10 protein-coding genes, 1 tRNA gene and 2 pseudogenes are annotated in these 14,307 nt (G+C 60.6%); 6 read left to right on the top strand and 7 right to left on the bottom strand.

The window, feature by feature from the left end; genetic code table 11:
- Window positions 1–10: 10 nt before the first annotated feature.
- From LOKO_RS15460 to LOKO_RS15440, 6 genes and pseudogenes are all read right to left on the bottom strand, one after another.
- Window positions 11–892: an NAD(+) kinase gene (locus tag LOKO_RS15460; RefSeq protein WP_144439680.1), complete on the bottom strand. Its 882-nt coding sequence runs from the start codon at window positions 890–892 to the stop codon at window positions 11–13.
- A gap of 59 nt (window positions 893–951) precedes the next feature.
- Window positions 952–1,821: a carboxylate/amino acid/amine transporter gene (locus LOKO_RS15455; RefSeq protein ID WP_066451368.1), complete on the bottom strand. Its 870-nt coding sequence runs from the start codon at window positions 1,819–1,821 to the stop codon at window positions 952–954.
- A 131-nt stretch (window positions 1,822–1,952) separates the two neighbouring features.
- On the bottom strand, window positions 1,953–3,593 hold the full coding sequence (locus LOKO_RS15450; RefSeq protein WP_066451366.1) for a glycerol-3-phosphate dehydrogenase/oxidase: 1,641 nt from the start codon (window positions 3,591–3,593) through the stop codon (window positions 1,953–1,955).
- Window positions 3,594–3,790: 197 nt separating this feature from the next.
- A pseudogene (locus tag LOKO_RS15445) lies at window positions 3,791–5,296 on the bottom strand (ABC transporter substrate-binding protein); the annotation flags it as partial.
- Window positions 5,281–5,940: pseudogene (locus LOKO_RS18970) on the bottom strand (FGGY family carbohydrate kinase); the annotation flags it as partial. The pseudogenes LOKO_RS18970 and LOKO_RS15445, both read right to left, overlap by 16 nt.
- A 369-nt stretch (window positions 5,941–6,309) precedes the next feature.
- The gene (locus LOKO_RS15440) at window positions 6,310–6,819 is read right to left on the bottom strand and encodes a YqaE/Pmp3 family membrane protein (protein WP_066451364.1); all 510 of its coding nucleotides are present in this window, start codon (window positions 6,817–6,819) and stop codon (window positions 6,310–6,312) included.
- Window positions 6,820–7,029: 210 nt separating this feature from the next.
- Here LOKO_RS15440 and LOKO_RS15435 point away from each other — a divergent pair, with 210 nt between their 5' ends.
- Both LOKO_RS15435 and LOKO_RS15430 read left to right on the top strand, forming a co-directional pair.
- Window positions 7,030–7,437, top strand: coding sequence for a CBS domain-containing protein (locus LOKO_RS15435; protein WP_066451362.1), 408 nt, complete (start codon window positions 7,030–7,032; stop codon window positions 7,435–7,437).
- A 437-nt stretch (window positions 7,438–7,874) separates the two neighbouring features.
- Window positions 7,875–7,948 (top strand) — tRNA-Gly (locus tag LOKO_RS15430).
- Here the strand turns inward: LOKO_RS15430 and LOKO_RS19700 are convergent.
- Window positions 7,914–8,051 carry a hypothetical protein gene (locus LOKO_RS19700; protein WP_158509952.1) on the bottom strand — a complete coding sequence of 46 codons (138 nt, stop codon included), beginning with the start codon at window positions 8,049–8,051 and terminating at the stop codon, window positions 7,914–7,916. The genes LOKO_RS15430 and LOKO_RS19700 overlap by 35 nt on opposite strands.
- On the opposite strand from LOKO_RS19700, the gene LOKO_RS15425 reads away from it, so the two are divergent.
- The 4 genes from LOKO_RS15425 (at window position 8,050) to putP (ending at window position 14,202) form a co-directional block, all read left to right on the top strand.
- Window positions 8,050–8,430, top strand: coding sequence for a hypothetical protein (locus LOKO_RS15425; protein ID WP_066451359.1), 381 nt, complete (start codon window positions 8,050–8,052; stop codon window positions 8,428–8,430). The genes LOKO_RS19700 and LOKO_RS15425 overlap by 2 nt on opposite strands.
- A gap of 56 nt (window positions 8,431–8,486) precedes the next feature.
- Window positions 8,487–9,305 carry a helix-turn-helix transcriptional regulator gene (locus LOKO_RS15420; RefSeq protein WP_066451356.1) on the top strand — a complete coding sequence of 273 codons (819 nt, stop codon included), beginning with the start codon at window positions 8,487–8,489 and terminating at the stop codon, window positions 9,303–9,305.
- A gap of 181 nt (window positions 9,306–9,486) precedes the next feature.
- The gene (putA, locus tag LOKO_RS15415; RefSeq protein ID WP_066451354.1) at window positions 9,487–12,678 is read left to right on the top strand and encodes a bifunctional proline dehydrogenase/L-glutamate gamma-semialdehyde dehydrogenase PutA; all 3,192 of its coding nucleotides are present in this window, start codon (window positions 9,487–9,489) and stop codon (window positions 12,676–12,678) included.
- Between the two features lie 45 nt (window positions 12,679–12,723).
- On the top strand, window positions 12,724–14,202 hold the full coding sequence (gene putP / locus LOKO_RS15410) for a sodium/proline symporter PutP (RefSeq protein ID WP_066451352.1): 1,479 nt from the start codon (window positions 12,724–12,726) through the stop codon (window positions 14,200–14,202).
- Window positions 14,203–14,307: the final 105 nt, after the last annotated feature.

The following is a 14,307-nucleotide window of genomic DNA, read 5'->3' as shown; positions in this document are numbered from 1 at the left end:
TCTCGTCACATCAGTCCCCCAGCCGATTGCTCCAGCCCAGCTTGCTGCGCAGGACATCGTAGAAATTGTGGCCCGGGGGATGCACCAGGTGAACCCGCTGAGGCTTGCGCTTCACGACCAGGACATCGTCGGGCTTGGCCACAGCACGGGTCTGGCCATCGCAGCTGATATGGGGGTAGGTCTGATTGGTCTCGCCGATATGCACGCGAATTTCGCTGGCGGCATCGATCACGATCGGCCGGCTGGAAAGGGTATGGGGAAACATCGGCACCAGCTCGATCACGTCCAGCTTGGGATGCATGATCGAGCCACCCCCTGAAAGGGCATAAGCGGTAGACCCGGTCGGCGTGGCAATGATCAGGCCATCGCTGCGCTGGCTGTAGACGAACTGGCCGTCGATGAACAGCTCGAACTCGATCATCCGCACCGCCTTGCCCGGATGCAGCACGACCTCGTTGAGCGCATCGCCACTGCCGACCTGGATACCATCCCGGTAGAGTTCGGCGTCAAGCAGGAACCGCTCTTCCACCTCGTACTGCCCGGCCAGTACCTGACTGACGCGCTCCTCGAGCTCGTCCGGGGAGATATCGGTCAGGAACCCCAGGCGACCACGGTTGACGCCCAGCACCAGTGTGCCGCTATGGCAGAGCGTACGAGCCGCACCCAGGAGGCTGCCATCGCCGCCCACCACGATGACCAGATCGCAGAGTTCACCAAGGGTGCGGCGACTGGCTTCCGGATGCCCATGGTCGAGCAGCACGGTAGCGGTGCGATCCTCGATGATCACATGGTAATCCCGCTCGTCGAGAAAGTGCATCAGGCGCTTGAGGGTGTCGACCACCTTGGTGCTACCCAGGCGACCGATCAGACCGATGTTCTTGAAGGTTTGCATGCCCTGGCCTCTCGGATCACGGCCGGCCATTATGGAGGCTGACAGCAGGCCGGGCAAACTCAAGCCGCAACCGTGGCCCGCCGGCGCAGCCACCACTCGTTGAGAAACAGCGAGCCGACGATAATGGCTCCGCCGACAGCCAGGCGCGGCAGGTCGGCCTCACGATTCCAGATCACCAGGTTGACCAGCAGCCCCGCGGGGATCAAGGCGTTATTCATGATCGCCAGGGCGCCGGCATCCACCCGGGTTGCCCCCAGGTTCCACAGGAAGTAGCCAACGCCGGAGGCCACCAGGCCAAGCCAGGCAAGCACGCCCCACTGCAAGCTCGTGGTGGGCATGGCAGATGTATTGCCCATCAGGGCAAAGGCCGGCAGTGCAACCAGCAATGCACCGAGATAGAACCAGGCGAAGACACTATGCCGCGGCAGCGATGCTGGCAAGGTCACCGAGAGACGGCGATAACCCACCTGGCCCAGGGCGAAACAGAGATTGGCGCCCTGGACCACCAGGAATCCGAGCCAGAAACCGCTATCGAGACCCTGATAGCGAATCACCGCCGCACCCAGCACGGCAAGGGCCGCCGTCAGCAGGTAAAACGGTGTGAAGCGGCCGAACAGCGCATCGTCCAACAACGTGACATACAAGGGCGTGAAGATGGTGAAGAGCAGGACTTCCGGCACTGACAACAGCAGAAATGACTGGTAGAAGAAGATATACATTACGCCGAGCTGCACGGCTCCCAGCGCCATCAGCGTCATGCGTTGCCGCCCCTGCAGAAGCGACGGCCGCAGGAAGGGCAGGAAAATCAGGGCCGCCAGGGCAACCCGCACCAGCACGGCGAAATAGCTGTCCACCTGTCCGGCGAGGTAGACGCCGATCAGCGAGAACGAAAAGGCCCATAGTGCGGTAACGCCAATCAGATAGCCCACGGTAAACTCCATAGAGCGAAATAGTTGACAGCGATTATACGCACAACCGAACCCGCATCAATTCCCTGTCGCTCTCTTTCCCCTCTGGCCGAGCCCCCTTTCCCCTGGCCGAGACCACCCGAGGCCTTTTCTTACTCACCGGTTGTCGGCAGGACTGCCTCTTCACCACGGCTGACAGCAAAATACTCCTCGAACCGGGCCTCGGCCTGATCACCGAACAGGATCGCACAGGCTTCTCTCAGCCCGGGCGAGTCACGTATCGCCGACTCATGCACGACGAGGGCGATCTTTGAGCGTCGACGCAGGAAATCCTCCAGACGGGTGACCATTTCGCGACGCTGCGCATGACGCAGTTCGCAACGCAGGTATTCGGTTCCCTCTATCAATACCTCAGCCTGTCGCGGGTCCTCGCGGATTTCCTCGAGCATCTCCAGGGCATGGGTGCCGTAGCGGCGCCACAGGCGGGTCGACAATGGCTCGGAGGCCTCCGGTGCCGTCATGGCATCGAGCCCCATCAGCGCGGCCTGATGCATGAACTCTTGCCGGACTTCTGCCGGCGGCTCGCCATACCAGCGGTAGCCCGGGTGAGGTATCGTCACGCCCATGTCACGAACGGCTTCGACCACTTCATCGCCGACATTGAGGCAGTCGGTGAGCTTGCCGCCGAAAATGCTCAGGTGGGCCTCCTCGGAATTGATGTCGATGGCATGCTTGCGGGAAAGCTGCAGAAAATCACGATCCCCGCCGCCGTTGGCCCGCACGGCCAGGGGGCGAACGCCGCAGCGGGTGGAGATGATATCGTCGGTGGTCAGGGGCCTATCCAGGGTAAGACGCTTGTTGATGTTGTCCAGGACGAAGCGGATGTCCTCCCCGGTGACACCGACTTCCGGCTTCTCGACCCGGGTGTCGGTGGTACCGATACAGGTTCTCGGCCCCATGGGGATGACGAAGAAGAGGCGGCCATCGTCGGCGAAGAAGGCCAGTACGCGCTGACTGTCGGTCAGTCGCGGCACGATCAGGTGAATGCCCTTGGAGTAGACGTGATGATAATCCGTCTGCTGCCCCGTCAGGGCGTTGTGCTTGTCTACCCAGGGTCCCGCCGCATTGATCATTACTCGCGAGCGCACTTCCAGCGTTCTGCCATCCATTACGTCGCGCAACTGGGTGACCCAAAGCCCGTCCTCCCGTTTTCCACCCAGTGACTCGACGTAATTGACCGCAACGCCACCATAATTGAGCGCCCCGCGCACGAAGTTGAAGACGAAGCGGGCATCGTTGTCATGCAGATAGGCATCCGAATACTCGAACCCACCGATGGCCTCTTCCACGTCAACGATCGATTCGCCCTGCTTGATTGCAGAGGGCGTCAGGAAACGGGGAATTCGGGTAAAGCCATTGCCAATCAGCCAGTAGAGCCAGCTGCCGGCCCAGAGATAGCGGGGGTGGTAGCGAAAGCCCCTGGAAATAGTGGTCAGGAAACGAATCTCCTGCACCGTCGACGGGTAGCTCTTGATCAGGTGATTACGACTCTTGCAAAGCTTGCGAACCAGGGCGAAATCACGGCTCTCCATGTACTTGATGCCGCCCCAGACCAGATTGGAGGAGTGCATGCTGGTGCTGCCGGCGAAGTCACCACGTTCGACCAATGCCACCCTGGCACCCTTTCCAGCCAGGGCCGCCGCGGCGGCTGCACCGTTGATGCCCCCACCGACGATCAGGACGTCGAAGACCTCGCCAGTCAGCTTGTTGATATTACTGCTGCGCAGTTGCATGTGCGGACCTATAGAAAAATCGGACCTTTTCGGAAACAAAACCCCGCTCGGCAAGCGCCGAACGGGGCAATAGTTGACCCGGTCAGGCTACCGGAAACACGAACAGCGGATGTCGGGCTCGGGCGCGGCAAGTCGGTACGGGCTTGCCGCGCCGGTAAAAGTGGTCTCGGTCAGGCACCACCGCCCGACAGGAGCCCTCAACGTGTACCGGCGGCCATCCACTCCTCCATCATCTGGTCATAGGGAACGGTGGTGCCCTGCGGCATCTCGTCGTCGAGCTTGGCCTTTGGCGCACCATCCTGCGACAGCCAGTACTCGGGGTCCTGCTCCTCGTTGAGCACCGGTGCATAGGCCTCGAACACATTGGCCCGGGCCAGGCGGGCCATGATGTTGTCCATCGCCTCGGCCAGATTGTCGAGACCTTCCTGGGGCGTGATCTCGCCACTGATGACCGGCGCGAGGTTCTGCCACCAGAGCGGCGCCATGCGCGGATAGTCAGGCACGTTGGTGCCGGTTGGCGTCCAGTTGGACTCGTTGGGGCTGCGATAGAACTCCACCAGGCCGCCCAGCTTCGGTGCCATCTCGGTCATCTGGTCGGAGAAGATGTCGGATTCACGGATTGGTGTGAGGCCGGCAAGCAGCTTCTCCAGGGAAACCGACTTGGCCACGGTGAACTGCCCGAACAGCCAGGCGGCGGTGCGGCGATCCTCCGGGGTGGAGTCGAAGAAGGTCCAGGAGCCCACGTCCTGATAACCCACCTTCATGCCCTCATCCCAGTACGGACCCACCGGTGACGGCGCCATGCGCCACTTGGGATTACCTTCTTCATCGGTGACCGCAACGCTTGGGTCGGTCATGTCGGCGGTGAAGGCCGTGTACCAGAAGATCTGCTGGGCGATCTGGCCCTGGGCAGGCACCGGGCCGGCCTCGCCGAAGGTCATGCCCTGGGCTTCGGGCGGCGCGTAGTCGCGGAGCCAGTCCACTGCCTTCTGCATGGCAAATACCGAGGCAGGCGCGTTGGTGCCACCGCCGCGGGTCACGCTGGCACCCACCGGGCGGCTCTCTTCATCGACACGGATACCCCAGTCGTCCACCGGGTTGCCGAACGGTACGCCCGGGCTGCCCATGCCGGCCATGGAGAGCCAGGAGTCGTGGAAGCGCCAGCCAAGCGACGGGTCACGACGGCCGTAGTCCATGTGCCCATAGACCTGCACACCGTCGATCTCGCCAACGTGCTCGGTAAAGAACTCGGCGATGTTCTCGTAGGCCGTCCAGTTGGTCGGCACGCCCAGGTCATACCCGTAGATATCGCGGAACTGCTCCTGAAGATCCTCGCGCTGGAACCAGTCGTAGCGGAACCAGTAAAGGTTGGCGAACTGCTGCGCCGGCAACTGGTAGATGCTGCCATCGGGTCCGGTGGTGTACTGGATGCCGATGAAATCATCGAGGTCCAGGGTCGGCAACGTGAAATCCGTCCACTCGTTCTCCATCGCTTCGGAAAGATTGATGGTGGTGCCATAACGTATATGAGTACCGATGGCGTCCGAGTCATTGATGAAACCGTCGTAGATATTCCGGCCGGTCTGCATCTGGGTCTGCATGTTGTCGACCAGGTCACCCTCGCCGATAATGTTGTGCGTCACGCTGATGCCCGTGAGCTCCTCGAAGGCCGGTGCCAGCACGTCGCGCTCCCAGACGTGACTTCAGGTAGCAATGCGGCGGGAATATCAAACAGTTCGAGCAGCCTTTCGTCCCACGCCTGGGTATGGATATTGAAGAGCAGAGTGCGTGACGCATTGGTCGCATCGGTGAGATGCTGCCTGCCACCGGTCAACCGCCAGATCAGGAAGGTATCAATGGTGCCGAAGGCCAGCTCACCGCGCTCTGCGCGCTCACGTGCGCCGGGGACTTCGTCGAGAATCCAGGCCAGCTTGGTGGCGGAAAAATAGGGATCGATCAATAGCCCGGTACGTGCCTGAACATCCTCGGCGTGGCCGGCAGCGTTCAGGCTCTCGCACTGCTGCACGGTCCGCCGGTCCTGCCAGACAATTACCGGGTAGATTGGCTCACCAGTGGCGCGATCCCAGACCAGCGTGGATTCGCGCTGATTGGTAATACCAACGCCAGCGAGATCACCAGCCCTGACATTGCCTTTTCTAAGCACATCACGGCAGATGAAAAGCACCGACTCCCAGATCGATGACGGATCGTGCTCAACCCATCCATCTGCAGGAAACGACTGGGCGAGTTCCTGCTGGGAGGTAGCGACAGGACGTAGATCACGATCGAAAAGAATCGCCCTGGAGCTGGTGGTGCCCTGATCGATGGAGAGAAGATAGGAAGACATACACTTCGCCCTGTTATTGTTCTGGGTCGGTTAAGCGTAAGAGGCAGCGTTCATTGCGACCAATGTTCGTTTTCAATCATTCTTGACCGAAAATGTTCGATTTCGATACCGAGACTAGCGCAGGACCCCGTCATGGGCAACGATTACGATCATCACCTGCCTTATACCTTCGTCTACATTCGAGACACTGACTGGAAAGCAACCTGACAACCAACTGATGTTAATAAAGAAATTAGCTGTCAACGCTATTGGTTTCGCACACAACCTTTCGCTTACGAACATTTCTGGCGCTTTTTTCACCGGAAATGCACATGCGTGGGCAAATATCAGAATGAGGAGGGAACTGGGGCAAGGTTTATGGCCAGAGGTTCAGCCAAGGGGGCGCCTCAGCCAAATAAAGGCATGGACCACTCCGGGGACCCAGCCCAGAAGGGTCAACGCCAGACTCACCGCAACACGCCGCCCGCCACCGTGGGAGAGCCCCACAGCCAGCGGCGGCATCAATATCGCCAACACCTTGAGGGCAACGCGAAGTTCCGCGGTGTCGGCCAAGGTCGCACCTTCAGGCCGAGGCGCGCTATCGCCGTGGGGATGATCGTGAACCTGCGGGGTAAAAGTGCGAACCGCATCGCGTGATTCCCGCTCGGATGCATGGAGGTGGGCATCATGATCGATCTTCTGTTCGATGGACTCGGCCCCTTCGGCCAAGGCGTCGTGGAAGCGCTCCCAATCCTCCCAATCATGAGGCGTTCCGGCATGCGGCTGACGATGGCCAGCGCCGCGGGCTCTCTCCCAAGCCTTCTCTTCCAGCGTAATGGGGCGCTCTTCCTCTCGCCCCTGGCCTATGCCTTTTTTGGCCAGATATTCACGGGCATCCATCGCATTCTCCTCTGGTAAGGCGACTCATCCGCAAGGCAAGCCGACCTTGAAGGTAGCGTACAGGTTTGGAGTCATGGCATGGGCACCATGTTCCCGGACAAGATCACATCAGCGTTGGAAAAAGTGTTTATGACCACTGGCCAGACCCGGGCTCCTCTCGGCTATGATGGTTACATAACCTGCCACGTGCCACCGGCCAAGGAGATGCCAATGCCCAACAAGGCTCCCACCATCGTTCGCGATATCATGTCTCGGGACTGCTACCGGGTCACCGCCACCACCTCCGTTAGCACCCTGGCTGAAGGGTTGGCCTTGCATCGACTGCCGGGTGTCCCCGTGGTCGACAAGAGCGACCGCCTGATCGGCTTCATATCCGAACAGGACGTGCTGGGAAAGATTCTCGAGAGCGCCTACCTCAACGATGAACCGCCGCTGGTCGGGGACCTGATGCGGAATGAGGTTCTTTCGGTTTCACCCAACAAGAGCATCACCGATCTTGCCCAGGAGATGCTTGGGCACAAGCCCAAGGTCTTTCCCGTCGTGGAGCAGGAGCGACTGGTAGGCATCGTTACTCGTCGCGACGTCCTGACGGCCGTTGTACGTATGCGGCACAAATAGGTCTGCGACCATTTCCCCATCAAGCCAGACAAGGCACCCGGCAATTGGCGGGTGCCTTTTTACTCTCCTTCGGCCATGGGCCAGCAGCCTCCTGGCTCGAAGGCACAGAAACGTAGTGCCGGAACAAAAGAAAGCCGCCACATGTGAACATGGGCGGCAAGATCGAAACTGCGAGCCAGAGCAACAGTGTTAGCGACTGCCATCGCGCTGCTGTCTGTACTAGATCAGACAGCGCAATCGAAAAAAGTTCTCTCCCCAAGAGATTTTTCTTGCCAACCGCTGCTTTTTTGCACTCTGCCCCAGAAGCTGCTCGCATCAACCACTGCTCGACGCTCACGCCCACAGCGATAAAACAACCACTTAGGCAAGCCGTGTCGACAAAGAAGATGGAGAACTTGCGTAACATAAGGCATTGAGTTTACTATCGAATCCGGACAGCGGGTGTAGCTCAATGGTAGAGCAGAAGCTTCCCAAGCTTAAGACGAGGGTTCGATTCCCTTCACCCGCTCCAGTTCGCCGCAGGTATACTGCCAATCGTCACCCGGCAACATCGGCCCTGCCGATGAGCCCTCTTCTGCTACGACCCTGACGTCTACCGGTGCGAGCAACTGCATGGCCCTTTTCCTTCTCATCTTCGCCGTCTGCACGCTGATCATTGGCGGCATGCTGCTGATTCTGCTGTTTTCGCGGACTGCGCGCTATCGCACCGAGCCCGAGCACCTGCTGGAGCTCTTCGACAAGGCACTGGAAAACCGCCTCAGCCAGCACGAGTGGGATACCATCATCAACTACCCGATTCGTCATGACGACTATCTGGACGGAGTGAGGCGCCGGGCGCACCGCCTGATGGAGGCCCACGGTCGAGCCTGGCGCATCCCCCAGGGCAAGCCGTTGCTGGACGCTACCGGACAGGAGGAGCTGGCCGCACTGCGTGACCATCTTGCCGCCCACACCCGACTCAGAAACCAGCGGCGTGACCAGGACGAAAGCTGACAGCTTTTCGAGTATGGTATGCTTTGAAATAATGCCAGTCAGGCCGGGAGGTTCCCATGCCCAGCGCCATACGTCAGATTCCGCTCGATACCGCCACTCAGCACCACGCCCACGACTTCCACCAGATCGTGATTGGCCTGCAGGGCAAGGCCGAGTTCGAGATCGAAGGTCTCGGCGGTGCCATCTCGGCCCTGTCCGGCTGTATCGTGCCGGCGAACCACGTGCATTACTATGTCGGCCAGGGTGAGAACCGCCAGTTGATCCTCGATCTGCCTGCCGATGCACCGTCGCTGACCGGGTATCATCATGAGCTCTCGCGCCTGTTCGATGCCCCGCGCTTCTTCTCCCTGGACGACCCACTGAAGCGCTACCTCGATTTCCTGCTCCAGGAGTTGGCGATTACCCAGGCAAGCAATAGTGTCGCTGCGCAGAGCGACCGCCTGTCGGCCACCCTACTCGGCTGTCTTCATGCCCGCCTGGGTAGCGACACGACTCCGCCAGCCGGTGGGCGCCGTCTGGATCTGCAGAAGCTCGACCAATATATCGACCAAAACCTGGCCCGCTCCCTGACGGTGGGCGCTCTGGCCAGACAAGCCTGCCTGAGCGAAGCACATTTTCGCAGCTGCTTTCGTGAGCAAACCGGTCTGTCCCCCTGGCAGTATGTTCGCCGACGTCGGCTGGAAGCAGCCCGGAGGCTGCTGGAAGAGAGTCGCCTTCCACTCTCGGAGATCGCAGCCAATACCGGCTTTGCCCATCAGAGCGCACTATCCCATGCTTTCCGAAGCACGTTTGGCTGCCCCCCAAGTCAGCTGCGACGAGCAAATAGCGAGCGAGCCAATACCGCGCTTATTGCCCAGCCTCAGCATACGACTTAAGTCGAAAATCCAGCCTTGTAACTGCGATTAGCCACGGAATCTATAAAGAAACCCGGGAAATTGGCAAGCGCCCTCTACCCTGGCCCCCTACAGTCAAAGCTATCTATCGGTACCAGGCAAGATCGCCTGGTGAAGCCGTGGATTTGCCGTTTGATGGCGGACGACACCCGGGGGACCTCTGATGCTCAATGCCAATAACATGCTGGATTCTGCCACCTGGCAGCAGGAACTCGACGCCTTGTTCACTCGGATCAGTGAGCACTATGCGGTCGATGAAGATGCTTTTGTACACGAACTCGTCCGCGTGCTGAGTGCCGATACTGATGACTTCCGGCGCATTGCTGGCAAGACCGCCGACCTCGTGCGCGAGGTGCGCGAGATGGACACCGCCGTGGATACTATCGATGAGCTGCTGCAGCAGTACAGTCTCGATACCCACGAGGGCCTGATGCTGATGTGCCTGGCTGAGGCCATGCTGCGCATTCCCGACAAGGCTACCGCCGATGCCCTGATCGAAGACAAGCTGGGCCCCGCCGACTGGCAGGCGCATATGGGACAGAGTGAGTCCTGGCTGGTCAACGCCTCAACCTGGGGCCTGTTGATGACAGGCCGCGTGGTCTCTCTAGACAAGCCACGCGAAGGCAAACCATCGAGCTTCATCAACAAGTTGGTCAATCGCATGGGCGAGCCGGTCATCCGACGCGCCATGGTTGAAGCCATGAAGATCATGGGCAAGCAGTTCGTTCTCGGCCGTGACATCGACGAAGCCCTGAAGCGCTCCAAGCCGCTGTTCAACAAGGGCTACACCTACTCCTACGACATGCTCGGCGAAGCGGCACGCACCCGGGCCGATGCCAAGCGCTACTACGCCGACTACGCCCGTGCCATCGAGCGAGTCGGCAAGACCTGTCAGTCGCTGCCCGCCGGCACTCCCTCTCCCTCGGTTTCCATCAAGCTTTCGGCACTTCACCCACGCTACGAATTCGGCCGGCGCGATCAGGTGTTGGTCGAACTGGTGGACACCGTGCGGGCACTTGCTGCCATGGCCCGAGAGCGGGATGTGGCCCTGACCATTGATGCCGAAGAAGTGGATCGCCTGGAAATCTCGCTGGAGGTCTTCCGCGCCATCTACGAAAGCGACACCTGCAAGGGCTGGGGACATTTTGGCCTGGTGGTGCAGGCCTATTCCAAGCGCGCCCTGCCGGTATTGCACTACCTTAATCGCCTGGCCGAGGGTCAGGGAGACGAGATTCCGCTGCGCCTGGTCAAGGGCGCCTACTGGGACAGCGAGATCAAGGAGTCACAGCAGCTCGGCGTCGAGGGCTATCCGGTCTTCACCCGCAAGGCAAGCACCGATGTGGCCTACCTGGTCTGTGCACGCTTCCTGCTCTCGAACCAGACCCGCGGACGAATCTTTCCCCAGTTTGCCACCCATAACGCCCACACCATCAGCACCATTCTCGAACTCTCGAACGAGGCTGGGCGCTCGTTCGAGTTTCAGCGCCTGCATGGCATGGGCGAGGCACTCTACGATGCCGCCCTGAAGCGCGCACCCGAAGGCACCTACTGCCGAATCTATGCCCCGGTTGGGGCCCATAAGGACCTCCTCCCCTATCTGGTGCGTCGACTGCTCGAGAACGGCGCCAATTCCTCCTTCGTACATCAACTGGTCGACCCCAAGGTTCCGGTGGAGTCACTTTGCGTACACCCGGTGGAAAGCCTGCGTCAGTACGCCAGCTATGCCAATCCTCGCATTCCGCTTCCCAAGGACATCTTCGGCGAAAAACGCCGCAACTCAAAAGGGGTCAACCTTAACGTGCGCAGCCATTATCAGCCCCTGATGGACGCCATGGCCGGTTTCATGGACAAGACCTACGAGGCGGTACCGCTACTTGCCTTCGAAGTACCCAGGGATGCTGCCAATACCCATGTAGTGAATAGTCCCTATGACCGCAACCGCCAAGTCGGTAGCGTTCAGTGGACCAACAAGGAACAGGCATCACGAGCGGTGGATGCCGCCTGGGCCGCCTTTCCACGCTGGGACGCTACGCCGGTCACCGAGCGGGCCGCGATCATCCGTCGCCTGGGCGACCTCATGGAGGAGAACCTGGCCGAGCTGATGACGCTCTGCTCCCGCGAAGGTGGCAAACTGCTCACCGACGGCGTCGACGAGATACGAGAAGCCGTCGACTTCTGCCACTACTATGCCATGCGAGCGGAAGAGCTGTTCGAAGCGCCAACCGTGCTGCCAGGACCCACCGGCGAATCCAACGAGCTGATGCTCAGCGGCAAGGGCGTCTTCGCCGCGATCAGCCCCTGGAATTTTCCGGTGGCAATCTTCTGCGGCCAGGTCGTTGCCGCCGCGGTGTCGGGCAACACCGTACTGGCCAAGCCTGCCGAGCAGACCTCCATCGTGGCCCATCGTGTGATAGAGCTGCTGTACCAGGCCGGCATGCCCCGTGACGTGGTGCAGCTGCTGCCCGGCGACGGCCCCACCGTGGGTAGCGTCCTGAGTGCCGACACACGAATCACCGGCGTTGTCTTCACCGGCGGCACCGATACCGCTCAGATCATAAACCGTGCCCTGGCGGCCCGAGAAAATGCACCGCTGCCCACCCTGATCGCCGAGACCGGGGGCATGAACGCCCTCATTGTCGACTCCACCGCCCTGCCCGAGCAGGTCGTGAGCGACGTGATTCAGTCAGCGTTCCAGAGTGCCGGCCAACGCTGCTCCGCTCTGCGCATACTCTACTTGCAAGACGACGTGGCCGACCGGGTGATCGAGATACTCAAGGGCGCCATGGACGAGCTCCATGTCGGCGATCCCCGGGACCTCGGCACCGATGTCGGGCCCGTTATCGACGAAGATGCCCGCAAGGGGCTAATGGCTCACATCGATCGGCTCAAGGGCGAGGGCCGGCTGCTGGCAGAGACTCGGCTTGACCCGGCGTTCACCGCACTTGGCACCTTCGTGCCGCCGGTGGCCTTCCGCATTGACAGCATCGACGCCCTGGACCGGGAACAGTTCGGCCCGGTACTGCATATCGTGCGCTACAAGGCCAATGAAATCGATCGGGTCATTGACTCCATCAACAAACGGGGATATGGACTGACATTTGGCGTCCACAGCCGCAATGAATCCTTTGCTAATGCCATTGCAGAGAAAATTCGCGTTGGCAATGTGTACATCAACCGCAATATCATCGGCGCCGTCGTAGGGGTCCAGCCCTTCGGTGGTCAGGGGCTTTCCGGCACCGGCCCCAAGGCGGGCGGGCCACACTACCTGCTGCGCTTCGCCACGGAAAAGACCGTGACCGTCAATACCGCCGCGCTGGGCGGCAATGCGTCATTGCTCGCGCTTGGAGACGAGTGAATCGCCCACTCGTCTCCACGACAACAACACTGAAGGAACCTTCAAATGGTTGACAACAATATGGCCATCGGCTTCACCTTCCTGGCGTACCTGCTGCTGATGCTCGGCGTCGGCATCGTCGCCTATCAACGAACCACGAACCTCTCCGACTATATCCTCGGCGGACGTTCACTGGGTCCTTGGACCTCGGCCATCTCCGCCGGCGCCTCCGACATGTCGGGCTGGTTGCTGCTTGGCCTGCCGGGCGCCGCCTACGTCAGCGGCATCTCGGCCAGCTGGATCGCCGTGGGCCTGCTGATCGGCACCTGGCTAAACTGGCTGGTCGTGGCGCGCCGGCTGCGCCTCTACAGCTTCAAGGTCAGCGATGCCCTGACCCTACCGGAGTATTTCGCAAACCGCTTCCAGGACAAGACGCAGCTCTTGAGGGTGATCTCTGCCATTTTCATCCTCATGTTCTTCCTGTTTTATACCAGCTCCGGGCTGGTGGCAGGTGGCCGGCTGTTCGAGACGGTCTTTGGCTACGACTACACCGTTGCCGTAACCATCGGCACCATTGCGGTCATTTCCTACACCTTCTTCGGCGGCTTCCTGGCGGTTTCCTGGACTGACCTGATCCAAGGCCTGATGATGGCAGCAGCACTTGCCATCGTGCCGGTTATCGCCTTCAGCGACCTGGGCGGTGCCAGCGGCGCAGGCGCCGCACTGGCGGCTGAGAGCGAGTACATGCTTTCCTGGTTCCGTGACGCTTCCACCGGCGAGGCGCTAACCACCATTGGCATCATCAGCTCGCTGGCCTGGGGCCTGGGCTACTTCGGCCAACCCCATATCCTGGCTCGCTTTGCCGCGATTCGCAGCGATCGCGACATCCCAGCGGCCCGTCGCATCGCCGTTTCCTGGACTGCCATCGCCCTGGTCAGCTCCATCGCCGTGGGCCTTCTCGGGGTGGGGTTCGTGCAACGCGACCTGGCAGACGGCGAAACCGTCTTCATGGTAATGGTCAACATCATCTTCCACCCGGTGATCGCCGGTATCCTGCTGGCCGCCATCCTGGCCGCCATCATGTCCACCGCCGACTCCCAGCTGCTGGTCTCTTCCTCGGCACTGACCGACGACTTCTACAAGGCAATCTTTCGCAAGGATGCCAGCCAGACAGAACTCGTCTGGGTCGGTCGCTTTGCCGTCATTGGAATCGCGGTACTCGCCTATCTGCTGGCGCTCAATCCCGATGCCACTGTTCTAGACCTGGTCGCCTATGCCTGGGCCGGCTTCGGCGCTGCGTTCGGCCCGGCCCTGATCATGTCGCTCTACTGGCGCCGTATGAACAAGTGGGGCGCGCTAGCCGGCATCGTGGTTGGCGGTGTGACCGTAGTGGTGTGGGCGGAAATTTCCGGCGGTATCTTCGATGTGTATGAGATCGTGCCGGGCGTGATCCTGGCTTATATCGCCATCGTGGTGGCAAGCCTGGCCACCGAAGAACCCAATCTGCGGGTCACCGCCGATTTCGATACCTTCGAAGAGGCCTGACGGCCTGTATCGGTGGAAGCACACCCGTCAATGACCGCAACAGGCCGCCCTTGGGCGGCCTGTTCGTTACTACGCCAGAAAATCATGCCAGCCATTTCATGCTGG

It is taken from the genome of Halomonas chromatireducens (genome assembly GCF_001545155.1).
GTDB classification, from domain to species: domain Bacteria; phylum Pseudomonadota; class Gammaproteobacteria; order Pseudomonadales; family Halomonadaceae; genus Halomonas; species Halomonas chromatireducens.
This window is presented reverse-complemented; position numbering and strand designations above follow the sequence as displayed.

Bases quoted from the DNA above. Each gene is read 5' to 3' on its own strand.
- LOKO_RS15450 (WP_066451366.1), bottom strand. From the start codon at position 3,593: ATGCAACTGCGCAGCAGTAATATCAACAAGCTGACTGGCGAGGTCTTC.
- putP (WP_066451352.1), top strand. From the start codon at position 12,724: ATGGTTGACAACAATATGGCCATCGGCTTCACCTTCCTGGCGTACCTG.
- LOKO_RS15440 (WP_066451364.1), bottom strand. From the start codon at position 6,819: ATGGATGCCCGTGAATATCTGGCCAAAAAAGGCATAGGCCAGGGGCGA.
- LOKO_RS15435 (WP_066451362.1), top strand. From the start codon at position 7,030: ATGCCCAACAAGGCTCCCACCATCGTTCGCGATATCATGTCTCGGGAC.
- putA (WP_066451354.1), top strand. From the start codon at position 9,487: ATGCTCAATGCCAATAACATGCTGGATTCTGCCACCTGGCAGCAGGAA.
- LOKO_RS15425 (WP_066451359.1), top strand. From the start codon at position 8,050: ATGGCCCTTTTCCTTCTCATCTTCGCCGTCTGCACGCTGATCATTGGC.
- LOKO_RS15420 (WP_066451356.1), top strand. From the start codon at position 8,487: ATGCCCAGCGCCATACGTCAGATTCCGCTCGATACCGCCACTCAGCAC.
- LOKO_RS15460 (WP_144439680.1), bottom strand. From the start codon at position 892: ATGCAAACCTTCAAGAACATCGGTCTGATCGGTCGCCTGGGTAGCACC.
- LOKO_RS19700 (WP_158509952.1), bottom strand. From the start codon at position 8,051: ATGCAGTTGCTCGCACCGGTAGACGTCAGGGTCGTAGCAGAAGAGGGC.